The 24,920-nt window shown below is 43.8% G+C and carries 17 protein-coding genes; 9 read left to right on the top strand and 8 right to left on the bottom strand.

Going from position 1 to position 24,920, the window contains the following annotated elements:
* Nucleotides 1-11: 11 nt before the first annotated feature.
* Both putA and ACT3S4_RS08235 read right to left on the bottom strand, forming a co-directional pair.
* Nucleotides 12-3,266 carry a bifunctional proline dehydrogenase/L-glutamate gamma-semialdehyde dehydrogenase PutA gene (gene putA / locus ACT3S4_RS08230; RefSeq protein WP_087815208.1) on the bottom strand — a complete coding sequence of 1,085 codons (3,255 nt, stop codon included), beginning with the start codon at nt 3,264-3,266 and terminating at the stop codon, nt 12-14.
* 722 nt (nt 3,267-3,988) lie between these two features.
* A complete protein-coding gene (locus tag ACT3S4_RS08235; protein ID WP_055124161.1) occupies nt 3,989-5,284 on the bottom strand; it encodes an NCS2 family permease in 1,296 nt (431 codons plus the stop codon).
* Nucleotides 5,285-5,729: 445 nt separating this feature from the next.
* Here ACT3S4_RS08235 and tolQ point away from each other — a divergent pair, with 445 nt between their 5' ends.
* From tolQ to ACT3S4_RS08260, 5 genes are all read left to right on the top strand, one after another.
* Complete coding sequence (tolQ, locus tag ACT3S4_RS08240) at nt 5,730-6,470, top strand: protein TolQ (protein WP_045452254.1); 741 nt, start codon at nt 5,730-5,732, stop codon at nt 6,468-6,470.
* 4 nt (nt 6,471-6,474) lie between these two features.
* Nucleotides 6,475-6,933 carry a protein TolR gene (gene tolR / locus ACT3S4_RS08245; protein WP_045452251.1) on the top strand — a complete coding sequence of 153 codons (459 nt, stop codon included), beginning with the start codon at nt 6,475-6,477 and terminating at the stop codon, nt 6,931-6,933.
* A 75-nt stretch (nt 6,934-7,008) separates the two neighbouring features.
* Nucleotides 7,009-7,917, top strand: coding sequence for an energy transducer TonB (locus ACT3S4_RS08250; RefSeq protein ID WP_444760859.1), 909 nt, complete (start codon nt 7,009-7,011; stop codon nt 7,915-7,917).
* Between the two features lie 61 nt (nt 7,918-7,978).
* Nucleotides 7,979-8,422, top strand: a complete 444-nt coding sequence (locus tag ACT3S4_RS08255) for a cell envelope integrity protein TolA (protein WP_087815200.1) — start codon at nt 7,979-7,981, stop codon at nt 8,420-8,422.
* Nucleotides 8,423-8,513: 91 nt separating this feature from the next.
* Entirely contained in the window at nt 8,514-9,815 is a 1,302-nt protein-coding gene (locus tag ACT3S4_RS08260) for a PD40 domain-containing protein (protein WP_176393080.1), read from the top strand.
* 155 nt (nt 9,816-9,970) lie between these two features.
* Here ACT3S4_RS08260 and ACT3S4_RS08265 read toward each other — a convergent pair whose 3' ends face one another.
* The 3 genes from ACT3S4_RS08265 to ACT3S4_RS08275 all read right to left on the bottom strand — a co-directional run bounded on the left by ACT3S4_RS08265 (nt 9,971) and on the right by ACT3S4_RS08275 (nt 13,959).
* A complete protein-coding gene (locus ACT3S4_RS08265; protein ID WP_176393086.1) occupies nt 9,971-10,603 on the bottom strand; it encodes a c-type cytochrome in 633 nt (210 codons plus the stop codon).
* 104 nt (nt 10,604-10,707) lie between these two features.
* Nucleotides 10,708-12,309 carry a flavin monoamine oxidase family protein gene (locus ACT3S4_RS08270; protein WP_087815198.1) on the bottom strand — a complete coding sequence of 534 codons (1,602 nt, stop codon included), beginning with the start codon at nt 12,307-12,309 and terminating at the stop codon, nt 10,708-10,710.
* A 165-nt stretch (nt 12,310-12,474) separates the two neighbouring features.
* Nucleotides 12,475-13,959 carry a cytochrome c gene (locus tag ACT3S4_RS08275; RefSeq protein ID WP_444760860.1) on the bottom strand — a complete coding sequence of 495 codons (1,485 nt, stop codon included), beginning with the start codon at nt 13,957-13,959 and terminating at the stop codon, nt 12,475-12,477.
* 652 nt (nt 13,960-14,611) lie between these two features.
* Between ACT3S4_RS08275 and ACT3S4_RS08280 the strand changes: the two genes are divergently transcribed.
* Nucleotides 14,612-14,797, top strand: a complete 186-nt coding sequence (locus ACT3S4_RS08280) for a hypothetical protein (RefSeq protein WP_238049055.1) — start codon at nt 14,612-14,614, stop codon at nt 14,795-14,797.
* A gap of 104 nt (nt 14,798-14,901) precedes the next feature.
* On the opposite strand, the gene ACT3S4_RS08285 is transcribed toward ACT3S4_RS08280, so the two are convergent.
* From ACT3S4_RS08285 to ACT3S4_RS08295, 3 genes are all read right to left on the bottom strand, one after another.
* A complete protein-coding gene (locus ACT3S4_RS08285) occupies nt 14,902-15,504 on the bottom strand; it encodes a flavodoxin family protein (protein ID WP_087815192.1) in 603 nt (200 codons plus the stop codon).
* Between the two features lie 86 nt (nt 15,505-15,590).
* Nucleotides 15,591-16,553 carry a polyphenol oxidase family protein gene (locus tag ACT3S4_RS08290; protein ID WP_201581264.1) on the bottom strand — a complete coding sequence of 321 codons (963 nt, stop codon included), beginning with the start codon at nt 16,551-16,553 and terminating at the stop codon, nt 15,591-15,593.
* A 106-nt stretch (nt 16,554-16,659) separates the two neighbouring features.
* Nucleotides 16,660-17,913 carry an RluA family pseudouridine synthase gene (locus ACT3S4_RS08295; protein WP_201553721.1) on the bottom strand — a complete coding sequence of 418 codons (1,254 nt, stop codon included), beginning with the start codon at nt 17,911-17,913 and terminating at the stop codon, nt 16,660-16,662.
* A gap of 780 nt (nt 17,914-18,693) precedes the next feature.
* Between ACT3S4_RS08295 and ACT3S4_RS08300 the strand changes: the two genes are divergently transcribed.
* The 3 genes from ACT3S4_RS08300 to rpoD all read left to right on the top strand — a co-directional run bounded on the left by ACT3S4_RS08300 (nt 18,694) and on the right by rpoD (nt 24,719).
* On the top strand, nt 18,694-19,893 hold the full coding sequence (locus ACT3S4_RS08300; protein WP_444760861.1) for an outer membrane protein assembly factor BamD: 1,200 nt from the start codon (nt 18,694-18,696) through the stop codon (nt 19,891-19,893).
* Nucleotides 19,894-20,101: 208 nt separating this feature from the next.
* Nucleotides 20,102-22,264: a DNA primase gene (locus ACT3S4_RS08305; RefSeq protein WP_087815186.1), complete on the top strand. Its 2,163-nt coding sequence runs from the start codon at nt 20,102-20,104 to the stop codon at nt 22,262-22,264.
* Nucleotides 22,265-22,796: 532 nt separating this feature from the next.
* A complete protein-coding gene (gene rpoD / locus ACT3S4_RS08310) occupies nt 22,797-24,719 on the top strand; it encodes an RNA polymerase sigma factor RpoD (RefSeq protein WP_201563538.1) in 1,923 nt (640 codons plus the stop codon).
* The last annotated feature ends 201 nt before the right edge of the window (nt 24,720-24,920 follow it).

Here is a 24,920-nt window from a genome sequence, read left to right on the forward strand (position 1 = left end):
GTTGCTACTCCTTATGCGAGTTCTGTTTGAGTGGTGGTTTGGGTAGTGGTATTAGCAGTTGTTTGATTACTGCTATTTGACTCTGAGCTAAGCTGCATCAAACGTGCGACATAATGCGGGCCACCAGCTTTAGGACCCGTGCCAGACAGACCACAACCACCGAATGGTTGTACGTTTACGACGGCACCGATTTGGTTGCGGTTGATATAAGTATTACCTACAAACGCACGGCGCTCGATGTGCTCAACGGTATTTTCGATACGACTATGAATACCTAGGGTCAAACCAAAGCCTGTCGCGTTGATGGCATCAATCAGCTTATTCAGATCACGTGCTTGATAACGCAGTACGTGCAAAATCGGACCAAAATGCTCGCCACCGATCACGTCGATACTTTTCACTTCGATCGCTGTTGGCAATACAAAGGTAGACTGTTCTTGACTGACAACTGAGCTTGAGCTCATTGGTGTCTGTGCCAAGATAGTCGCTGTTGGCTCAGCGTCCATACGCTCGATATGCGCTTCAAGACTACGTTTGGCATCCGCATCAATCACTGGGCCCACATCTGTAGCAGCATATAAAGGATTGCCGACCGATAGCTCAGCCATATTACCTTGTAATAGCTCAATTAAATTATCAGCCATTTCTTCTTGCACGCACAATATACGACAAGCTGAGCAACGCTGACCTGCTGAACCAAATGCAGATAAGACAGCGTCTCTAACCACTTGTTCTGGCAATGCCGTTGAATCGACAATCATAGCATTCTGACCACCAGTTTCAGCGATAAAGACAGGTAGCTCACCACTGGCTTGTGCATGATCATTTAGGCTTTGGTTAATACGTTGAGCCGTTTGGGTTGAACCCGTAAATATCACACCTGCTATATTGTCAGCCGCTGTCAATGCACCACCAACATCGCCAGCACCGATCACTAACTGTAAGGCTTGTGTTGGTACGCCTGCTTGGTACATTAGCTGAGCACCAAAATGGGCAATCAAGCTGGTTTGTTCGGCAGGTTTCGCCACAACCGTATTGCCTGCTGCTAGTGCCGCTACGATTTGACCAGTGTAGATAGCCAATGGAAAGTTCCATGGGCTAATACAGACAAAGGTGCCACGTGCTTTATAAACTTGACGAGATTGCTTGCCAGCCAAATCGGTGAATTCATGCACGACGTCGTTTAAACGCTCTGCTTCATCGGCATAAAAACGGCAGAAATCAACCGCTTCTTTGATTTCATCAATACCGTCTTGAAGGGTTTTTCCCGCTTCGATTTGGCATAGCGCCATTAGCTCAGCGTAGTTTTCTTCATAGAGATCCGCTATCTTACGCAATATTTCAGCACGCTTAGCAGCTGATACTGCTTGCCAGACACGTTGCCCTGCCACTGCCGCATCGATTGCTTGACCAGCTATTTCAGCATTGGCATAAGTGACTTCACCAGCACTTACTTCGTGGTTCCAAGGTGCACGTACGGTTTGAGTCTCAAGCTTGTGCGTTACGCCCTCTACTTCATATTCATCAACTGCTTTGCCATTGACGATGGACGTCGCTGACCAAGTTTTATGCAAATGGCTATCGATAGCAGATTTAAAGGGCAGCCATTGTGACTCTACGAATATATTAGGACCAAAACTGGCACGGCGCGCACCATAAATCTCTAACGGCAACGGAATCTCTGGATTGTGTAACGTCGCATTGGCCAGCAGCTTGTCATAGGGATGTACTGTCAGCTTCTCAATCGGATAAGACTTGTCTAGCAGCTGATGGACAAACGAGCTGTTGGCGCCGTTTTCGAGCAAGCGACGTACCAAATACGGCAGCAAGTCTTTATGCGCGCCAACTGGGGCATAAATACGTACCGGAATTTGATACGCTTGTAAGATATGATCATAAAGAGCATCGCCCATACCGTGCAAACGCTGAAACTCAAACTCTCTATGCTTACTCATGGTCATAATTGACGCTAGGGTGTGCGCATTGTGTGTCGCAAACTGTGGCCAAATCAAGCCGCGCAGATGATCTGACAATAAGAAACGCGCACAGGCAAGGTAAGCAGTATCCGTGCCTTCTTTGCGTGTCCAGACAGGATAGCCTGACAGACCTTTTTGCTGGGCAAGCTTGATCTCAGTATCCCAGTAGGCACCCTTTACCAGACGTACTGGAATACGATCTCCCACCTCAGTCGATAGACGAGCCAGCCACACTAAAATAGCAATGGCGCGCTTAGAGTAACCTTGCACGACCAAGCCAAGACCATCCCAGTCAGCCGTCAAATTGTCACGGTACAAAGACTCAAACAGTTTTAAAGAAATTTCAAGGCGGTCGGCTTCTTCGGCATCGATACTAAGATCCACATTGACTTCACGTGCCGCTTCGATGAGCAGCAAGCAGCGTTGACGTAATAAACCCATGACTTGGGCTTCTTGCGTGGCTTCATAGCGAGGGTGCAATGCTGACAACTTGATAGATACTGATGGCTTAGGCATGCCTTCTTTGACTTTGATACTGGCAGTGGCTCTGATCGCATGCAGGTAGTCATTGAAGTATTTTTCAGCGTCTTTATGCGCAATAGCCGCTTCACCGAGCATATCAAACGAATAGGTATAGCCTTTATTACGATAAGGTTGGCTATTTTTATTGGCGTCCTCGATGGTCTCGCCCAATACAAACTGATGACCCATGATACGCATGGCTTTTTGCATGGCACTACGAATAACAGGCTCGCCCATCTTTTTAGTCATGCGATCCAAAAAGCCTGATGCTGTGGTGCTACTATCAATACTGACGACACGACCTGTCATCATCATGCCCCATGTTGAGGCATTGACCATAAAACCGTTGTCATTTTTGATGTGCTTTTTCCAATCAGCCACACTCATTTTGTCATGAATCAAGGCATCAGCAGTATAATTGTCTGGCACTCGAATCAAGGCTTCTGCCAAGCTCATCAGCAAGATACCTTCTTGGGTGTCAAGACTATACTCAAGCAGTAACGAGTCGACCATCTTGACCGCTTTGCCATCATTACGTACATGCTCAACCAGCTGGCGCGTTTGCTCAGCAGCGGCGTCACGTTCTTCTGTGCTGGGTTTAGCAAGTGGCAATAATTTGGACAACCAGCGCTCTTCATCAACGCTATACAACGGCGAAATACGGGCGTGCAGAGTTTCTGCCGACTGGGCAATGTAATCTGGCGATAGCAAATCGACAGGATTAAACAAAATCGGCTCTTGCGGGGTAAACTGGTCTACTGGGTTCATAACAACTCCATAACTATCGTTTAAAAACCATCATAAATAGTGCTTTAGGAAGTCTGATCGTCTGGTATAACTAACCATCACCATCATTCATTTAGATGATGGCTATCGATAGATACTTATAACAATAATCAAAAGTCCAAACGGCGCCATCACAAAACGAGAAAATCCAGCGTAGGCTGGAAGCGGTTAAGTAGGTCGTTCGACTGTTAAACGGGCTACGTTAACAATACAAAGGCAACAACGAACAGCTAAGCGGCATTAGTGCCTTCTTCTTGTTTGTAGTGAAAGGAGTGTGATGATCAGATATCGCTATTAAAACGAAAAAATCGCTTTAGCAAAAAAATCTGCCATCTTGAGTGCTGCTAATTCACTGTAAGAAAAACCTCTACGGCGTTGATTGAGGTGATGCGCTTAACTCGGCTATAATATCATGAAAAAAATTTTCAAACTAACGATATTGCTTATTTACACAAATTAATATATTTCTAAAAAACAATTAGTTAACAGCACTTTATCCCTTATGACGCACTGGTTATACTTTTCTATTTACTATTGGCGATTAATTGTTTTTTTAAATCAAACACTTGAATAAATTTAGGGAAATTTGAGCCATTTTAAATCAAAAAAAACCCCTTTATCGTTTCCGAATAAAGAGGAATTTAACGTAACAAAACTCGAAAGCAGTAAAGTAATATCGAACGCTCACTGCATCCTAGTAAAACTTATAAAACCACCAATTTGGTCAGCAAAATAACGGTCAATACCCAAACTGGGATCGTAATTTCAGAGAATTTACCAGTCATCAGTTTTACCGCGGTAAAGGTGATGAAACCAAGCGCAATACCATCAGCGATAGAGTACGTCAGCGGGGTCAATAACAGAACAACCGCTACAGGAGCCGCTTCTGTCAAATCTTCCCAATTGATTTCTTTTAGGGTAAATAACATCAGTACCGACACATAAAAAATCGCGCCAGCTGTGGCGTAAGCAGGAATCATACCAGCCAATGGTGCAAAGAAAATACTCAGTACAAACAATACGCCAACCGTCACTGCCATCAGACCTGTACGACCACCTGATGCCACTCCAGAAGCACTCTCAATATAACTGGTGGTCGATGACGTACCCAACATTGCACCAGCGACCGTAGCAGTAGAATCGGCCAGTAGCGCTTTGTCCATATTAGGAATATTGCCGTCTTTATCAATCAAACCCGCTTTATTGGCAATACCAACCAAACTACCTGTCGTATCAAATAAATCGACGAATAAGAAGGCAAAAATAACGCTGATCATACCAACGTCAAACGCACCCGCAATATCAAGCTCCATCAATGTTGGTGTGATAGATGGCGGCGCAGACATGATGCCAGCAAACTGTGTATGGCCTGTCAACAAGCTAATCACGGTGATAACCAAGATACCAATCGTCACGGCACCTGGGACTTTTTTATAGACCAAACCAATAATAATAAAGAAACCCAAAGCAGCCATCATAGGTGCAAATGAGGTCATATCACCCAGCATCACCAATGTCGCATCACGACCGACAATGATACCTGAGCTCTGTAGCGCAATAAATGCTAAGAAAGCACCGATACCTGCCACAATACCCTGCTTAAGGCTGTTTGGAATGGCATTGATAACCCATTCGCGAATCTTAAACAAACTCAAAATGATAAACAAGCAACCCGATAAGAAAACAGCACCTAGCGCAGTTTGCCAAGCGTAGCCCATACCCAATACAACGCCGTAAGTAAAAAAAGCGTTCAAACCCATACCTGGTGCGAGTGCCACCGGCAGTCTGGCATAGATACCCATAATAAAGCAGCCTATTGCCGCTGCTAAACAGGTGGCAACAAATACCGCCCCTTTATCCATACCAGCTTCCGCCAATACGTTGGGGTTGACAAAGATGATATAAGCCATGGTCAAAAAGGTGGTTATACCGGCAAGGATTTCCGTTTTGACTGTGGTGTTTTCACCATTAATCCCAAAATAGCGTTCAATTGCATTCATAAGTGTCGCGCCCAGCTTGCTAGTGAAAGAACAAATTTATTGATGCCTAAAATAAATATGACGTCAGCCAATGGATGGCGACGTCATTATCAAAAGACAGCGGTAACAAGGTGCAACATTTTAGAGAAGTTGCGGTACAAATTCAATCATTACCAGTGCCTTATGGGTACAAACCCACCTTTTCAGTCGATTGAGACATAACAGCCAGACAATATTTCAGATATCCACATATAAATTAACCTTATACTATGGATTGTACAAACAGCTGTTAATTATTTGGTATTTAACACTTTAACAAATGACCTTTTCGACATTTAGCAGTACACTAGGCGGCTGATAGCAATATGCATCATGACTGTCATATTATATTTTCGTTATTAAAGATCCTATCTGGTCTGCGTGTCGCGCCATACCAGCTATTATTAATTACCCATGAGTCCCATACATGCCTGAATCATTAAATATTATCGACCTTATTACCCAAGCCAGTCTCTTGGTGCAGATTGTGATGGCATTATTGTTATTGGCGTCTTTAGTCAGTTGGGTAATTATCTTTCGTATGAGCGCGCGGCTTGGTACGGCCAAAAATTTCGATCAACAGTTTGAAACTTGGTTTTGGTCAGGTGAAGATTTAGCCAAGCTTTACCAAGGCGTACAAGGCTCGCCTGAACGCCAAGGACTTGAACAAATATTTTATGTGGGATTTTCTGAATACTTAAGAATGCATAAAAAGCGCCAACCCAAAGATGACATCATCGATGGTGTTGAGCGCAAGCTACGAGTCGGTTTAGGACGTCAGCAGCAACTATTAGAATCAGGACTGACTACGCTAGCGAGTATTGGCTCAGTCGCGCCTTATGTTGGATTGTTCGGTACAGTTTGGGGCATCATGAACGCCTTTTTAGGGTTGTCACAAACGGAGCAAGCAACCCTAGCGTCTGTCGCACCTGGTATTGCCGAAGCATTAATCGCAACCGCTATGGGCTTGTTTGCAGCGATTCCTGCCGTACTGGCGTATAACCACTTTACCGCCAAATCTAGTCGCTTGTACGATTCACGTGCTTTATTTTGCGATGAAATGACGGGCATGCTCCAGCGCGAGACCAGTGCAGAAAGCACTGTTGGTAGAGACAATATCGCTACGAGAGAAACGCAATCTACGGCCAATCAGGCACAAGGACTATGAAATCATGAAACAGAGTCCCTATCGCCGTGAAAAAAAAGCGCTAAATGCGGAGATGAATGTCGTTCCTTATATCGATGTGATGTTGGTGCTGCTTGTCATATTTATGGTCACAGCGCCCATGCTGATTACGGGCGTCGATGTTGATTTGCCAAAAGAGCAAACCAATACCATGAGCCAAAGCCAACTACCCGTCATTGTGTCCTTGACCGATAGTGGCGATATTTTTATCAGTTATGAAGACAATGTTGACCTGCCGATTAGTGAACCAGAGCTGATTGATACCCTATCTAACTTACAAAATCAAAGTAGCGATGCTGGGGCGCAGCCTTTACAAGTCATGATTAATGCCGATCAAAACAATCAATATGGCGCTATCATGACACTCATGGCCACCTTACAACAAGCAGGCATTCAAAAGGTGGGATTATTAACAGGCGCACCCTTGCCCACACCATCATTGTAATAAATCCTATTCCTCGCTCAGCTTGCTATAATAAAGTAGATAATTTGATGAACCTCGTCCTTGAGTATCTTTACCATGCATAATGCTCCTGTCGTTTATGTACCGACCCAACCTGAAGGCAATGGGCTAACATTGCCTACGCTACTTAGCGTGCTGGCACATGGTCTCGTGATTGGGATACTCGTTTATACTTATCAACATACTAAAACCGACACTGTGGAAAGTATTGAGACGGTCATGGTCTCCCCTGAGCAATTGGCTGAAATGCAAGGTCAAATCCTTGCCAATCGTGCAGCGGCAGCTAGCGCGCTGCAAGCTGCAAATAGCACAAGCAGTGCATCGAGCACCTCATCATCAGAAAGCTTTAGCGATAGCGCCAGTCAGCCAATGCTGATGAGCGAGGAACAAAATCAGCGTCTGCTTGAGCAAAATCAAGAATACGAGCGCAATATGGCTGAGTTTGCAGCACAATTGGATGAGTCGGTGACAGAAGAGCATAGTCAGGTGGAGCAAAACAAAAATGAAAAGCTGATAGAAGAACAAAATCAGCTGGGCGATTTCCGTAATAAACAAAATAACCCGCCAAAGATTACACGCCCGACTGCGACTGATAAAAATTTAAAGATTAATACAGGTGATTCTGGTAGCGCAGGTCAGAGATATGATCTAGAAGCAGACGGCAACTCAACAACATCTAATGGTGGTAGTGGCAGTACCTCTCGTTCTACTGGTGAGTTCAAAAGTGCTATATTAAGTAAAATACAAAGCAAACTTGATACCCCAATCGAAACACAGGGTCTAACCACGTCATTGTCGCTCAAATTAGATACCAGAGGCAACGTGAAATCTGCAAAGGCTAGTGGTCCAAATGCTGTCGTCAACCAAGCAGTTGAACAAGCTGCACGCGCTGCTAGCCCATTGCCAATTGATTTAGACAATCCTGAAAGTTTTGCAAATTTGACAATCAACGTTACTATTAATTGATTTTGTATAGCCTCTAATCCTATATCATTAATGGTTTTCTACTATCTTAAGGTTCTTGTTTATGAGTTTAAGCAAGTGTCATATATTACGTAATACCTCAACTTTACTGCTATTGCTGTCTTTTTTTCTATTATCTAGCTACTCTGTCGCTGGCACATTACCAGAAAGCCATAATGTCAAAAATGAGTTTATGGATCAAAAAGCCTTGTTTGCCGCTATTACTACTAGAAAAAATGATTTAAGTAATGAGAGTCATGTAACAACAGCTATATTAGAAAAAATTAAACGTAATATTACTCTACCCACTGCTACCCCAGAATCAACAACTACTTTATACTTTAAGTTGGATGAAAAAGGTAATGTGTTATCTGTTAAAGCTCAAGGTACAAATCCTGCTGTAAATCAAGTAGTAAAAAGAGCAGCCTTATCTGCTAGTCCATTACCCATTGGCTTAAATAAACCTGAAAACTTTAAAGACTTGATAATTAAAATTAACGTTCAATAAAAAACACCTAACGTTGTACAGTTAATCTCACTATAAATAATAATTAAGCCTGTATGATGAACCAATTATTTCTATTTTAGGATATTACTTCATGAAGCTATCTACACATTCTATCCTTCGTGCCACTTCAAGCCTGTTGTTAATCACTCCCTTGTTATCAGTGCCTGCTTATGCCGCTGAATCAATGGTGCTTGATATGACTGTTACTGCGCCAAGACAACAAAACCAAGTCGCGTTTGTACCCTTTGCTGGTGATTCTGTGTTGTCACCCATTATCGTCAACGACTTAAGCAAAGAAGGTCTAAAAATTACTAGCCAAAACCTACCGCAGCAGCCACGCAGTAGTAGCGAGCTGGCGGGTACTTTGCCAGTATGGCAAAATTTAGGTATTCCGTACTTAGTAATCGGTAGCACGCGTACCAACCGAGGTAAAATTATCACAGATTATGAAGTGATTGATGTCAAATCGGGGCGAATTCTTGAGGGTAAGCAAACCTCGACAACAAATAAAGATCCTGACAGTATGCGTCGTGCTGGACACGTCATTGCCAATAAAATCTACGCATTGATTACTGGTACGCCAGGTGACTTTTCAGGGCGTATTGCTTATATTGAAGAGACTGGTGCTGGTAAAGAAAAAGTCTCACGTTTAAAAGTGATGGATGCCGATGGCGAAAATGCCAAAACCATTACTGAAGTAACTGGTTCTATCTTTTCACCAACATGGTCGCCAGATGGCAATCGCATTGCTTATTCCTTACAACGCGATAAATCTTATCCCGTTATTTATGTACAAAGTGTGAGCGGTGGCGGTGCAACCCCGTTAACGCCCTTCCCTGGCAGCAATCTCAGTCCATCATTCTCTCCTGATGGCAGCAAGATATTATTCTCTAGCAGCTTTGAAGGTAGCGCAGATATTTATGAGATGAATGCCAGTGGTGGTCAACCTAGAAGGCTTATCAATTGGCCAAGCAGCGAAGTGCAACCAAGTTATGCGCCTGATGGCAAATCCTTTGTTTTTGTATCAGACAAAACTGGATTTAACAAACCACAGATTTATCGTTATGAGTTTGGTTCAGGACGTACGACTAAGGTATCAAGTAGCGGTTATGCCACTAGTCCGCAATTTAGTAACGATGGCTCACAAATTGCCTTTTTAAGTGGTCGCTCAGCGGCGATCATGAATAGCGGCGGCGCTGTTACTACTAACTTGGGCAATACCGGTATCGATGAAGCGCCAAGCTTTTCACCCAGTGGCAGAAATGTAATTTATGCTTCAAAACAAGGCGGCAAAGGTAAATTAACAATTAAATCTTTGAGTAGTGGTCAATCGTTTGACATACCTGTACAAGGCATTGCTCGCTCACCAATTTGGTCATCTAGCCCTAAATAAACCATATTTATCATTATCTTTCTTAATTCATAAAGTCTTGCTCATAAAAAAGCGCCTAATAAATAATTAGGCGCTTTTTTATATTGCGAAGCACGGTTAAATCATTTTGCCACTAGCATGTATTGGACAATTATTGACTAAAGTAGTGAATACTATTAATCATCACTCGGATCACCTGCTGATGGATTGGGATGCCGCAGTTTTGCCACATCTTCAGCAGTCACGGTATCGGTAAAACCATTTAGGTCACTGACCACATATTGAGTAACCGCCGCTATCTGCGCATCGTTCATCATTCCATGGAATGAGGGCATGCCACGAAAGCCATTAATCAAGATATCGATGATGTAATACTTTGATTGCATCTTACTGTTATTCGCCAGTGGCGGATAATAGCCTGCACCGTAAGCACCCTCGCCTTTGTGCATATGACAAGCCGCACAAGAGTCGTGATACAGCTTTTTGCCATCTGTCGTTACAAAGCCATTTGTGCCTTCAAACTTTGCGTCCCATTCAGTAATAATTGGGTCGTCTTCCATATTGGGCAATGAGCTGTCGTCTACAATATTGATAGCAGGTGCAGTAAGCTCCTCACGGCTCATATAAACGCCGCCCCACGCACCCGTATTTCGGCTTGCTTGATAGTCATTGGTTGTTAGGGAATCCTGATCTTGTACACTGGAAACCGTCACTTCATCATCTGACTGTTGACTACAGCCCAACAGTGCTGTACTGCTGATCCCACTCAGCAGCACTACCGTCAGCAGTTTGAGTGTCATGTTTTTCATGACTTTTTTCTTCAAGATTGCTTTCTCCACGATTGCCTTCTTCACAATTGCATTGTCCATGATAGCCTCTGAATCTTATAGTTATTTATATAACCCAAGCGTTATTAAACCAGCATTTTTGCTTTTTTATGTAGGCGCTTTGCGGCATCCATACCAGATAAAATAGCGCCTTCTTGCCATGCTGGAATGTGTGAGCAATGCTCGCCTGTCAGCACAATACGATTATCAATACTGCACAAGGTGTCGTAATGCTGACGACGGGTCGACTCATTCCAAATACCGTAACAGCCGAGCGTCCATGGGATGCGGTGCCAGACAACTGATGTCCCTGCGCGGAATTCTTTTGGATACTGAGGATGGATGTATTTACCATAAGCAAGCGCAACATTAATACGTTCTTGCGGCGTTAAGCTATTAAACTTATAAGACGTCGGACCATAACCATACGCACCGAGTAGCACGCCCGTACCATCTTTAAACATATTTTGTGACGGGTAGGCAATCTGAGCAATGGGCATGTCGGTATAAGTCAGACCACCAAATATCCATTCATCTTCTTCCCAAAAGCGGCGGTTGAACTCTAGACCGACTTTATAAGAGGTCTCATAAGGCACGGCGGCCATCGCCTGCTTCATTGGTTTGGAGACATTGATATCCATCTGCGTTAATACAGTTAATGGAATATTGCACACGCACCAGTCTGCACGAATGGTCTTGGTGGCACCATCTGGGCTGTTGCTGTCTACATAATCGACAGTGACGCCACTGTCATCTTGATGAATTTTAATAACCTTTGCATTAAACTCAATCATATCGCGGCATTCACGGGTGAACGCATCACCAATTTTCCCCATACCACCTACTGGCTGAAACATCGTCGGTTGATGACCATAAGTCATATGGTTGCCATAAATATCTGCCCACATACCTGAATCTAGTATCTCACTAATCGGCAAAGGTTTTGATGGCGTCGCATCAGGCATCAAGCCACCACCTGGAAACACACTAAAGCCGCGATGTTTACTGGTCTCATTACTGGCGCGGTAACGATAATCTTTATCCAGCACCCCCCAGCCTTTTAAACCTTCTAATAGCTTTTCTTTGTCCTCAGTATTGACCGAGCGATCAAGACCACCGACGTTAACTGATTTCGATAGCAGCTCGGCGACATGACCTTGGATATCGTTTTTCACATCACCCAAACGCTGCGGCACGCCGTCGAAATGAGTACTGCGATGCAAATAAGCACGATCATTGGTTTGAATAAAGGGCTGCATTTCAACGCCAAACTGTTTGCAATAATGGAAGACGGCATAATGATGGCTTGGCAGACGCCACGGTCCACCATTAAAATAATTGCCCTCTTCAAAATCACAAGTGACTTCTTCGCCGCCAAGCTCGGTATATTTGTCCCCACTGTTCAATGTCCAGCTACGACCGCCGCCACGATTTTGATATTCGAGCACTTTGACATCGTAGCCCGCTTTACGTAACTCATAAGCTGCAGTCAGCCCGCCAAGACCCGCACCAAGAATGACGACACTAGCGCCAGGAGGTGCACCTTTAAGATCCATGGTCTCTTTAAAACTCGACTCTGACGCAAATCCTAATGTCGTCATCGCCTGATACATCGCAGTCGCGCCCGCTGTTTTACCAATCATCGAGAGCAGTTGGCGCCGCGTTGGTGATTGAAGTATGTCTTTCATAATAATGTCCTTAAAGTAGACGTTCCTGCAAGACGGTAGGCATATGTATTATTAATCAGCTCGACTTAGTTCTACGTCTGTTTTTCGAGCTGTTGTGCCTTACCATGTTGCCTGTAGATCTTGTCCTATAATAAATATGTGAATCGTCTTTATAGAATCAATGAATTAACGACGGCGCCTAGACCGCAAGATGGCTCGTATAATAAACACAATGATAATAATGGCCACGATGATACCGATTACTGCCAGTAAGCCCGCGTATTTGATTAAGAAGGGCTTGTCAGTACCTGTCGTTGCGATACGGTCAACATCACTAGCACTCACCTCACTACTGTTGAGACCACCAAAATTCACACGCACATAATTGGTAATACCAGCGATTTGCTCGCTATTTAGCTCATCTGAGAACCCTGGCATGATAGGTGATGTGTTAGTCGCACCTTCTACCCCATGAAGGATCATATTGACCAGCGCATCAGGTTTCTCACGGCGAATACTGCTGAGTCCAACGATAGGGGCGTAACGCGCATCAGACTGACCATAACCATCAACGCCGTGACAGCTACCACAGGCTGCCAAATATAGCGATTCTGGTGAATTGCTGCCATTACTCACCTGTGCTTTGGCTTGGGCTAAATAATCTTTTTGCGCCAGTAAATCATGAGTGATAGATTCGCTAATGGGTGTTGGTAAACGCGAGACATCAACGGCTGCGACCTTATCATCTGTTTGGATAGCAGGCACCGCTTTTAGATAAGAAGCAATGGCATTCAAATCTTCATTTTTTAAGTAGCGCGTACTATGTGCAACCGCCTCGCCCATAGGACCACCCGCATAGGCACGCTGGTCAAACTCACCAGTACGCAGATAAGTGACGATATCTTGTTCACTCCAACTACCGATACCGCTCGAATCGTCAGGCGTGATATTTGGTGCATGCCAATGACCAAGCTGAGCACCTGATAGATACATTTTTTTATCGAAACCCATAGTACTATTACGCGGGGTATGGCAAGTACCACAGTGCTCTAAGTTATTGACAATATATTCACCACGTTGCTGCGTCTCAGTGAGACCATCACGGTTTTCAGTAGACGGGACATTAAGAAAATTCCAGCCAATCATTAAGCTGCGAATGTTAAAGGGAAACGGCAGGTCAGTTTTATATTTTGGTGCTTCATCGACAGCAGGTACGGTTTGCAGATAAGCAAACAACGCACTGATATCTTCTTCTTTCATGCCACTATAAGAAGGATATGGCATGGCAGGGTAAAGCATATGGCTTGGCGTACGACCTTTTTGCAACGCGTTCTTTAGGTCCGCTTCGGTATAATCACCGATACCATAACGTTTAGACGGGGTAATATTGGTTGAATAGATATCTCCCATCGGCGTTTCGATCGCTGTACCGCCAGTATAATCTTCGCCATGACATGCCATGCAATCGGCTGCACGGGCAATGTAAGCACCGCGATTGACAAGCTCACTATTGGCTGGACTAATATTAGGTAAACTGGCATTAGGCAAGCTAGCATTAGGCAAGCTAGCATTCGCTAGGCTGGTATTGACGACGCTTGCGCCTTCAGCCATCGCAGCGCTGGAGGTCATACCAATGACGAGCATCGATAACATCACAGAAAGTGGCTTCATAATATCCTCATATAGCTGGCACCTAGGGTGTTGTAATTATTATTAGGATGAATGATTGAGATGAAACATTTAGTATTGAGCAAGCCTTAATGAGTGACGACTTGTTATACTCAATTGATAGTCCATTAAATGAGGTAGCAAATCATCCAGTAAATGCTTAATACAGTAGCGTGGTAAAAGTAATTTCATAAGCGTAGTTACTAAGCATAGTTACTAAATGATGTCTACTCACTCTACTAATGTAAGACTATTTCGCTACTATTACTTAATGAGTAACGTATTGGTCTCAAATTTTTACAAAACGTAAAGAACCGCATTGTCATTATCAGTTTTTGATAACGTAATATGTTTTTTTATATTGTAATAATAGGTCATTTAAATAATACCTTTAAAATCAGTAACTAAAGTTCTATTTTTTTGGTGCATATCTTTTATAAAAAACCTATCATTGTAGATAGCTGTCAAAAATTTGCTTCATTTTTTGTCATCATCGATTTTAGTTGTACATAATAGATACATAGACTTAAGTTAGCACTCGCTTTTTTATCAGTCATATTTTTATAATGCTATGAAACAAGCTATTGCAACGCACCATATTTTGTTTATGATAGGCGCTATTTCCACATTGCCGATCGCCGCCTGAGACACCACTATGAAGTTACCGATTCTTGCTTATATACTTACATCAGCCCTGTTAATGACAGGCTGCCAATCATTTCAATTTGTCGACAGCCCTATCCCTGTGAATACCACCCCTACCAATAGCATCTTGGTCAAAAATACGCTTGCTACCACTGTGCAGGTTCAAAATAATACCAGTACAAAAAATCAAAAATAGTGCCATCACACTCATAAAATAAGCAAAAAAAAAGGCAGATATCGGTTTGATATCTGCCTTTAATGTTTAATAAATTACCTTAAATGATTCAATAGCCATTCATTTCAAGGGCGTGCCGCTGGCTGATGCTTGACAATTGTCTTGGCCAAATGATCGCCGAACCAAATAGCTGTATCAATATCTCCCCGTCCTGGCGTTTCCTCAGGGGGACCATCAAGCGACTGGGTCATCAAGCCCAAAAAGCTAGATAAACGGTTTAAATCGTGAGCCTCATGACCTGTCGGCATCAGCGGTAATCCAATCCAGTTCATACCATGCTGCATCGCATACAAAGAAATCTGCTGCAATACCGCCAGCTTATCACCACTCAGCCCACCAGAGTTGGCAAAAGCGGCTGCCCACTTGCCTTCCCATTTACGATGATACCAGCGCTTTGAGGTTTCATCCATAAAAGTCTTAAATTCAGCAGTGACACTACCCATATATACGGCACTACCGAAAACCAGCAAATCCGCCTGATCCAAATAATCCCAGTCAACCTTGTGGACATCAACGGCTTTGGCCTGTGCTGCTGGCAATTGCTGATGCGCCCCTTTAACGATCGCTTCAGCGACGCGCTTGGTATGACCGTAGTTGCTATGATAAATAACAGCAATAGATACAGTCGGTATGCTATCAGTAGTGGACGATTTGGCAGGTGTATTCATACAAACTCTAATAATGGCTATAAATGGTTAAATAAAAACAATATAAGTTCAACAGTTAATTGCGCGCAACAGCAAATAGCGTAATCCTACGCAGCGCCACGTACAATGACCAGCGCCATTCGACCTGTAGCAGGCTGTTGCAAATGCGTTTGACGCCGATAAGAATAATAGTGGTCATCAGTATAACTACAGCTGCTAGATAAGGTGTCATCTACTATAACGCCCGCCGCACTAAGCTGATCCGCTGCCAACTTTGGTAAGTTTATCTTGATTTTTCTCGTGTCAACTGTGTTACAGCTTGACAGCTTATCAACCGTATCCTGTACATGTTGATTATTGCTATCGCCTTTAATAGTAGCCACAGAATCTATGACATATAACGAATCAAAATGTTCAATACTGGCTGTGTTCAATAACTTATTTTCTGTGCAACCTTTCAATAATTGATTGCGAACTTGAGCGCCAACTTCATAGCTGTCTTGACTGATACAAACACCAATCCAAGCTTTGATTTGTCCCGATTGCGTAAAGCATTGCACAGTCGCTTGAATAATCCCGCAAGCCAGACCTTGCCAACCCGCGTGAATCGCTGCTATTTGACCACTAGCTGGCTGATATAAGACTATCGGTACGCAGTCAGCCGTCATTATCGCCAGCCCAAGCCCTTGTTGCCGACTGACCATCGCGTCAGCAGACATTGGCGTCATACCTAGCGCCGTGCCATCAACATCATGAATTTGCTTACCATGAACTTGGTTAACCCAGTGTAAGCGTTTGATGGGTACGTGTTGGCATGTCGACGATAAGGGTGCAAGCTGCTCATTGATGGCAGATAATAAACGCATGCGATTGCTCAGTACTTTTGCAGCATCATCATTGACATGCAAACCTAAATTTAGCTCACCATAATTCGCTTGATGTTGCTGTCGTACCAGCTGTTCTGTAGGCTGGTCTTGTGATTCAACATCATCGCTTGAAAAGGCAGCCGTTTGAAAAACAGCCACATCATCAATCTGTGCAAGCAATGTCATAGGAAACTGATGAGTCATGGCTGATTTACCGTCTTAATGAGTCATTTTTATGTCACGGATCGCTATTTACTACTAGGCTCTGTTTTTTACAAGCGACTTTACGCTCTCGCCTACAAGGAGCGGTCTACTCGTCATCATAGCCATCACTTAGCACAGCCATTAACTGCTGCATATCTTCAGGCAGTGGTGTGGTGACTTCGATATCTTCACCAGTCGTTGGATGCACGAAACCCAGTGTGTAGGCATGCAAGGCTTGACGTGGAAAATTATTAATCGCTTGACGCTGGGCTTCTGTCAGTCCTGCCCGCAATTGACGACGACCACCATAGACACGATCACCCACTATCGGATAAGTAACATGACTTAAATGCACACGAATTTGGTGCGTACGTCCCGTTTCAAGACCTACATCCAACAAGCAATAATTGCCGTTAAGCGCGGTCACATTCAGTAAATGTGTCACAGCTTCACGTCCTGCCGTCATTACCGTCATTTTAGTACGCTGATTACGGTGACGACCGATTGGGGCGTCAATACGGCGATGGCGCGATAGACTCGCTGCATCCCCTGCTACCACACATTGATAGTGACGATAGACCGACTTGTCCTTTAGTTGCTCCATCAGCGCAAGCTGTGCTGGCTTGGTTTTACCAATCAACAATAGCCCTGAGGTATCTTTATCAATACGGTGCACCAGACCTGCACGCGGCAGATGGTGCTGCTGCGGATAGTGATACAGCAGTGCATTGACCAAGGTGCCGGTTTGGTTACCCGCACCAGGATGCACTACCATGCCAACAGGTTTATTGATGACCAATACGTCATCATCTTCATAGACCACATCGATGTCTATATTTTCTGGTTGATCTTCACTATGCTGCTCTAATGTGGTGGTTAACTGCAGCACATCACCCGCTCTGACACGAATTTTCGGTTTTTGCACGCCATCGTTATACAGCAGGCTGCCATCACTGATCCAACCTTGTAATTGAACACGTGAGAAATCGGTAAATATTTTTGAAGCCAATTTATCAATACGTAAACCAGCTTCGTCTTCTATAACCGTATGCGTCATATTAATAATTACTGGCACCACTTGACCGGCGGCTGACGCTTCATCATCGTCGCTATCATCAATGTCGTCAGCATCTTCATCGCTGCTATCTATCATATCGTCGTCAAGCTCATCACTATCTTTTAACATAGCTTCTTCTGACACAGCGTCTTCTAAAACATGATCGCTATGGCTTTGCTCATCAAGCATCGACTGATTATCGTCAGGTAATTCACTATTATTTAAAACGTCATTTGGCATCGGTGACTCTTGTGCTGATGAATCAGTCTGTCGTGATTGATTCGGTGGTAAATGGGTAGTCATAGCATTATTATTCATAGCAGATTTATATATGGCAAAGCGCCTGACATGGTTTTGAAAGGTAGCTTTTGAGAAATTTCTAATAAAGTGTTAAGCGTAACGCTATAAAAAACAAAAGGCCATTCGCTATCAATCGCTTATCATAAAAGCGATCGTCGTCGAAAAAAGCGGAGGCAATACCATGCTAGTGTAGCATGCCAAGCGCCTAAGCCCTATAGAAGCTGTGTGTTATCTGTCATTTTTTGATTATACCGCAGCGAGCGTCAGCGCCGTACTTAACTCTCTAAAATATGACATTGCTGTAATTTACTGTATATTTATCAGTGTCAGCGACATTCGATATCGCTCGTGACAGCAGCTCATGTTAAAATGTCAAACTGACATGCGTTGGTGTACAGCTCATTGCGAGCAGCAGCATATCGCACCTGTGTTGCAGTAGACTAATAACTGTACGATACTGACTCAAATTCGATGAGCACGATTGGATTAAGTACAATATAGATGGCGAAAAAATAGACGAAGCAAACGTTATTCTATAAAGTATAGCCATATTTTGCTGTATGCTATGCCACTGTACGCTTATCGAATTTTTATTAAAAGCATTTGGTTTGATATAAACCCTATGCCATCAAGCGTTTTTTAATAACGATAACTGGTATGTCCGATGATTGACATAGTAGATGACAGACCACTATTGATGCCTACGCATCGTTTTTTATCATTAACCTAATATCTAGTATGATAGCGTCGCTGCTATTATACGTCTTGTGTCGGAGAAGAAGTATGCAAGCTGTTGGCAATACGTTTATCAAACTGTCCTCAATAACCCTACTTGCGCTAAGCGTAAACTTAGTGGGCTGTCAGACTTTCAAAAACCTGACTGGCGGTAAAGACGTCGATGCAGTAGAAACTGCCGAAAAATCAGAGCAGAACTATTATAACGACGCCATTACCCAGATTGATAAAGGCCGCTATACACAAGCCATCGAAGATTTGACCAATCTGCGCACTTTTTATCCTACTGGACAATACGCTGAGCAAGCATTACTCGACATGATGTACGCACAATATGCCAGTGGTAAGTATGAAATGGCAGCTGCCAGCGCTGAGCAATTCATTAACCTATATCCTTCTAATCCGCAAGTCAGCTACGCTTACTATGTGCGCGGCGTCGCCAATATGCAAGGCTCATCAGAAGGCCTGAAACTGTTTAAGCTCAATCAAGCTGAGCGTGATACCGCCTATTTACGTATTGCCTTCGCTAACTTTCAAGAGCTTATTAATAAGTACCCTAACAGCCCTTACGCGCCAGATGCCGCTCAGCGCATGACTTTCATTTACAATCAGTTTGCTGAAAGTGAGATGAGTGCAGCCAACTGGTATATCGAGCGCGAAGCTTATGTCGCTGCTGTTAACCGCGCCAAATGGGTGTTTCAATACTATCCACTTAGTGAATCCATCCCAGACGCAATCGCAGTCTTAGCTTATAGCTATGATAAATTGGGTATGTCTGATTTGGCAGCAGAATACAAAACTCTATTACAGATTAATTATCCCAACATGTTAAGTGCCGATGGACGCGTTAAACTCGACACCAAACGTGAGCGTTCTTTCATCAACAAATTGACTTTTGGACAGTTAAGTCGTTTTAACAAAGATACTTCATCAGTTGCGACAGGCGACTATAACGGCGCGACCAAAACTCAGGTTATTCGTAACGCCAGTCAATTAAGACTGCCAAGCGATAATGCAGCAGCCAGTGCAGCGCAAGGTACTTCACCTGTGCGCGCCAATACTGGTATCAATGTCGGCTTGGGTCTGCCTGAAGCTTCCGCTGAGCGCATTACTAGCCAATCGAGCACTGGCTCTACGGCAAGAGAAGCCAATGTCGATCCGCAAAACACCAATCCTGTACGCCGTACGACATTGCCTGTTCAAGGGATTGATATCATGCCAGCAGATGTCGATATGAATGATGAATAAATGCGCTGGATTTGAGGCAACGTCTTTTCTTTAATTAAGAGAACGTTTCTTCTTTTTAGCACATCAACGCACATCATGAAAAAAATAAGGTCAACGACAGAGTTGGCCTTATTTTTTCTGTTTCTGTTTCATTATCTATGCCCAATATTGTTTGTGCCCAATATTGCCTATGCTTAAGATAATACACCTATGGTAAACTGTTTTTTGCATGAGTATTCCAAATCACATTCTCGACCAATTAAATAGCCAAGCTGACTTAATCAGTATCATTGGGCGTCATACGACGCTTAAACGTGCTGGTAGTGAGTTTAAAGGCTGCTGTCCATTTCATGGCGAAAAGTCGCCCTCTTTTTATGTCAATCCACAAAAAAACATCTATCACTGCTTTGGCTGTAGCGTCGGCGGTAATGCCATCAGTTTTTTACGCGATTATGAAAACTTAACTTTTATTGAAGCGGTTAATGAGCTATCAAAGCAGACGGGCATCGAAGTCCCAAAAGAAGAGCAACAAAACGTCAGCTACCAGCGCCGTGCACCAAAACCGATTGCACCACCGCCAACACCTAATCCGACTATCGACGCTAAAAGTCCTGCTCAAGCAATTAATGCGCCTTCTATTAACGCTACTTCGGCTATTCAGCAACAAAACCAGTACGGCGATACCGATCAGCCCGTTTATCACGACAGTAGCAACGGCTACGATGAGTATCCACCGCTAGATGCTTACGACTCAGCGTCTTATCCAGAAGATTCTTATGGCGCAGACTACCAAGATGATAATAGCTATCCGCCAGCATGGTTGACAGGTGGCGATACTGACGCTGCGGCATTGTACGATGATCATAGCGTTTCCGATAAAGACGGTAACCTGTATGAGCTGTTAGAGCAAATCCAGCAGTTTTATCAGCACAATCTCACCCTTCATCCGCATGCTAAGCACTATTTTTTATCGCGTGGCATCACCGAAGACATCTTTGAGACCTTTGGTTTAGGCTATGCGCCCTTTGGGTGGCAGCATCTTGAGCATCAGTTTCCACAAGATATTGAAGGGCTAAAGGCGCTTGGTTTGGTGCGCCAATCAGAGTCAGGGCGCGACTATGATCTACTCCGTGATCGGGTCATTTTCCCGATTCGAGACAATCAAGGACGCACCATTGGTTTTGGTGGGCGGGCGCTCGATGATGAGGTAAAACCCAAATATATCAACTCCTCTGACTCACCCGTTTTTCATAAACAGCATGTGCTGTATGGCTATTATGAATCACGCCAACAACGTGCCGACAGCTGGCTGGTGGTCGAAGGCTATATGGATGTGATTGCCCTTTACCAAGCGGGTATTTATGGCGCTATTGCTTCCATGGGTACGGCGATAAATGAAAGCCAAATCTCACGACTTTTAACATTAAACCCTACCCTAACCTTGAGCTTTGATGGCGATAGCGCGGGACAAAAAGCGGCTTGGCGTACCCTTGAAGTGGCTTTGCCAGTACTGGCTGATGACAAAGAGTTGCGGTTTTTGACCCTACCAAATAATCATGATCCTGATACGTTTATTAAGAGTCAGGGCGGCGATGCCATGCGTGAGCAAATCGCGAATGCCATGCCATTGTCACAGTATATTTTTGCCTATTTAAGCGAGCGTTACGATTTAACCTTGGCAGAAGGCAAAGCCAAGCTCATGTCGCAAGTACGTGCCTTGACCACTGCATTACCTAAAGGCAGTAGCTTTCGCTATTTGCTGAACAATGACGTCTATCAGAAGCTGGGTGGTAAACGTAGCCAAAATATCGAAGCCAAAGATGCGCTGCTAGATTTTGATGGTGACATGACCATCAGTCAGCAATTGCAACTTTGTTTTTTGTTTCAGCCACGCGCCTTAATTGAAGACCCTATCGAAGCCATTTGGCAGCAGGCAGGTATTATTGATTTACAGCTGCCAGCACACATCAAGCAAAAAGCCGCGCCTGACATCTTGCGTCCGCTTGCTTGGGAAGATTTGCAAGATATCGCCTTGCTGGATATCGTTAGCACCATCAAACGCTGCCTGAATCATTTACCCAAAGATGCCAACGCCGCCGCACACTTTATATTGTCTAATGTCAAGCCAATCACCCAAGAGACACTTAGCCGTAGCTGGGGCGGATTTTATAAGACATTAATTGGCAGAAATATTTTGAGCTTGGATGAGTTGATCGAAAACTTGGTGATGCAGTTGCTCAAGTTACATCTGCAAAAAAAGATGCAAGAGCTCATCAAAAATCCTGATCATATCAAGCTGGCGATTGTCCGTAAGCAGTCGCAATTATTAAATGATTGGTTACGCGCGCAGCAAGCTGAGCAGTCAGCGCAGATGGTTACCGTCAAATCTTAACGTTTGCCATTATTTTTGCTAAAAAATCTCCAACCCTTTAAAAGTATAGCGGCTGCCCCCACTACTAATGATTATGCCCAATAGCATGTATTGCCATTTAATCATTTGGCTGATATAAAATAATCAGTAAGAAATGGTCGGTAGATATCACTACCTCGTGCTTGATTACGCTGGTGTGTGTTAAACTGTGTCGCTAACTATTTATAGCCCGATTTAATAGATGGCGATAAATCCGCCTCCTTAAGCACAAATTTTAGATATTATTTTGAAGTATCCGTTTTTAGGGACCGTTATTTTTATATATTATTTTTTAGATAATGTTATCTTGAAGACTTTTTAGCGTTACTAATTTCTAGCAGTTTTTTAGCATTGTAATTGTAGTATTTTGAGCCTTTATTCATATCCACTCATTTTTGTTATTATTGACAACCTTTACGCCATATTTTGATGAATCGATTGATTATATCAACGCACCCCGTAAGCGATAGCGAGTCACAATATAAAAATGTCCGATACAAGCAAGCGAGTATTTATGAACGATAAGTCAGTTTCTAAGTCCACATCTCAACTGGCCACCTTAATCCAAATGGGTAAAGAGCAAGGGTATTTGACCTATGCTGAGGTGAATGACCAACTGCCCGACTCTATTACTGAAAGTGATCAGATTGAAGATATCGTGCAAATGCTAACGGACGTTGGCATTAAAATTTTTGAATCTGCGCCCGACGCCGATGACATCTTGATGAACGATGATTCAAGCGATGATGACATGGCAGCCGATGAGGCAGCAGCGGTTTTGGCTTCGGTCGAGACTGAGCCTGGTCGTACCACTGACCCTGTACGTATGTATATGCGTGAAATGGGTACGGTTGACCTCTTAACCCGTGAAGGCGAGATTGCCATTGCTAAGCGTATCGAAGAAGGTATTCGTGACGTGCAGCATGCCATGTCTTACTGGCCGGGTACGGTACAGTTCGTCCTTGATGAGTACCAAAAAGTCCAAGATGGCGAGAAAAAATTGTCTGACGTCATCACAGGTTTTTTAGACCCTGAAACCGAAGAAGACAAAATCGCCGCCCAAGAAGCAAAAGAAGCGGCGAAAGAAGAACGCGAGCGTATTAAAGAAGAAAAAGAGAATCCGCCAGTTATCAAACCAAAAGCCAATGCCAAAGCTGCGCTTGACGATGATGACGAGGACGATGAAGTCGAAGTTGAAGAAGAAGCCGAAGAAGAAACCGGCGGTATCGATCCAGAAGAAGTACGCTTACGTCTAGAAGAGATTGAACACTTATTTATCAAAGCCAAACAAGCCTTGCTTGATTATGGCCGTGGTAGCGTAGAAGCAGATGCTGCTTATGCCCTACTTGCCGAACGCTTTATGATGCTAAAGCTGAACAATCGCTTGTCAGACCAAGTGATGGCTATCATGCATGACGTCTATGACGATGTGCGTAAGCAAGAGCGTCAAATCATGCGTTTGGTGATTCGCCGTGGTCGTATGCCGCGTGATGAATTCCGTAAAACTTTCCCTAGCAATGAAACCAACGTTGATTGGCTCATTGAGCGTATTAAAGGCAAGCCTGCTTTTGCAGGTACGCTAGAAAAAGTCGCTGACGATGTGATTTTACTACAACGTAAAATTCGTGATTACGAGCAGCAGCTCGATATGAAAATCCACGACATGAAAGACGTCGCCCGTCGTATGGCGGTTGGCGAAGCAAAAGCGCGCCGTGCCAAAAAAGAGATGGTCGAAGCTAACTTGCGTCTGGTAATTTCTATCGCTAAGAAATATACCAACCGTGGTCTACAGTTCTTGGACTTAATCCAAGAAGGTAATATTGGTCTGATGAAAGCGGTTGATAAATTTGAATACCGCCGTGGTTATAAATTCTCAACCTATGCCACGTGGTGGATTCGTCAGGCGATTACCCGCTCTATCGCTGACCAAGCGCGCACGATTCGTATCCCTGTGCATATGATTGAGACCATTAACAAGATAAACCGTGTCTCACGTCAATTGCTACAAGAAATGGGCCGCGAGCCAACGCCTGAGGAATTAGGCGAACGCTTAGAGATGGACGAAGTTAAAGTCCGTAAAGTGCTAAAAATTGCCAAAGAGCCTATCTCTATGGAGACGCCAATCGGTGATGATGAAGACTCGCACCTAGGCGACTTTATCGAAGATGGTACGATTTCAAGCCCTGTCGATGATGCGACCGCAGCTGGCCTGCGTGAAGCGACGCGTGATGTATTAGGCAACTTGACTGAGCGTGAAGCACGTGTCTTAAAAATGCGCTTTGGTATCGATATGCCAACCGACCATACGTTAGAAGAAGTTGGTAAGCAGTTTGATGTAACGCGTGAGCGTATTCGTCAGATTGAGGCAAAAGCATTACGTAAATTGCGTCATCCTTCACGTTCTGAGCATTTACGCTCATTCCTTGAAAATGACTAATTTAAATAGTATGTGCTAAGCACATCTTATTACGCCTAGTGGCAAACCAAAAAAGCTGAGTATATCTCAGCTTTTTTGTGCCATCGATTTGATGGCTCGAGTGCTATAACTACATGTCTTCATCAAGGAATACAAGAACGAGCTTGCAATGGCACTATACAATATATATGATTCGTATACATTTCATATACTAGGTAAAAT

It is taken from the genome of Psychrobacter sp. AOP30-A2-5 (genome assembly GCF_052378115.1).
In the GTDB taxonomy this organism is placed as follows: Bacteria; Pseudomonadota; Gammaproteobacteria; order Pseudomonadales; family Moraxellaceae; genus Psychrobacter.

What these genes read in the sequence shown, in the direction of transcription:
- ACT3S4_RS08295 (WP_201553721.1), bottom strand. Translation starts at nt 17,913, where the DNA reads ATGACTACCCATTTACCACCGAATCAATCACGACAGACTGATTCATCA.
- ACT3S4_RS08290 (WP_201581264.1), bottom strand. Translation starts at nt 16,553, where the DNA reads ATGACTCATCAGTTTCCTATGACATTGCTTGCACAGATTGATGATGTG.
- ACT3S4_RS08235 (WP_055124161.1), bottom strand. Translation starts at nt 5,284, where the DNA reads ATGAATGCAATTGAACGCTATTTTGGGATTAATGGTGAAAACACCACA.
- tolR (WP_045452251.1), top strand. Translation starts at nt 6,475, where the DNA reads ATGAAACAGAGTCCCTATCGCCGTGAAAAAAAAGCGCTAAATGCGGAG.
- rpoD (WP_201563538.1), top strand. Translation starts at nt 22,797, where the DNA reads ATGAACGATAAGTCAGTTTCTAAGTCCACATCTCAACTGGCCACCTTA.
- putA (WP_087815208.1), bottom strand. Translation starts at nt 3,266, where the DNA reads ATGAACCCAGTAGACCAGTTTACCCCGCAAGAGCCGATTTTGTTTAAT.
- ACT3S4_RS08305 (WP_087815186.1), top strand. Translation starts at nt 20,102, where the DNA reads ATGAGTATTCCAAATCACATTCTCGACCAATTAAATAGCCAAGCTGAC.
- ACT3S4_RS08265 (WP_176393086.1), bottom strand. Translation starts at nt 10,603, where the DNA reads ATGAAAAACATGACACTCAAACTGCTGACGGTAGTGCTGCTGAGTGGG.
- ACT3S4_RS08270 (WP_087815198.1), bottom strand. Translation starts at nt 12,309, where the DNA reads ATGAAAGACATACTTCAATCACCAACGCGGCGCCAACTGCTCTCGATG.
- ACT3S4_RS08285 (WP_087815192.1), bottom strand. Translation starts at nt 15,504, where the DNA reads ATGAATACACCTGCCAAATCGTCCACTACTGATAGCATACCGACTGTA.
- ACT3S4_RS08280 (WP_238049055.1), top strand. Translation starts at nt 14,612, where the DNA reads ATGAAGTTACCGATTCTTGCTTATATACTTACATCAGCCCTGTTAATG.
- ACT3S4_RS08275 (WP_444760860.1), bottom strand. Translation starts at nt 13,959, where the DNA reads ATGAAGCCACTTTCTGTGATGTTATCGATGCTCGTCATTGGTATGACC.
- tolQ (WP_045452254.1), top strand. Translation starts at nt 5,730, where the DNA reads ATGCCTGAATCATTAAATATTATCGACCTTATTACCCAAGCCAGTCTC.
- ACT3S4_RS08250 (WP_444760859.1), top strand. Translation starts at nt 7,009, where the DNA reads ATGCATAATGCTCCTGTCGTTTATGTACCGACCCAACCTGAAGGCAAT.
- ACT3S4_RS08255 (WP_087815200.1), top strand. Translation starts at nt 7,979, where the DNA reads ATGAGTTTAAGCAAGTGTCATATATTACGTAATACCTCAACTTTACTG.
- ACT3S4_RS08300 (WP_444760861.1), top strand. Translation starts at nt 18,694, where the DNA reads ATGCAAGCTGTTGGCAATACGTTTATCAAACTGTCCTCAATAACCCTA.
- ACT3S4_RS08260 (WP_176393080.1), top strand. Translation starts at nt 8,514, where the DNA reads ATGAAGCTATCTACACATTCTATCCTTCGTGCCACTTCAAGCCTGTTG.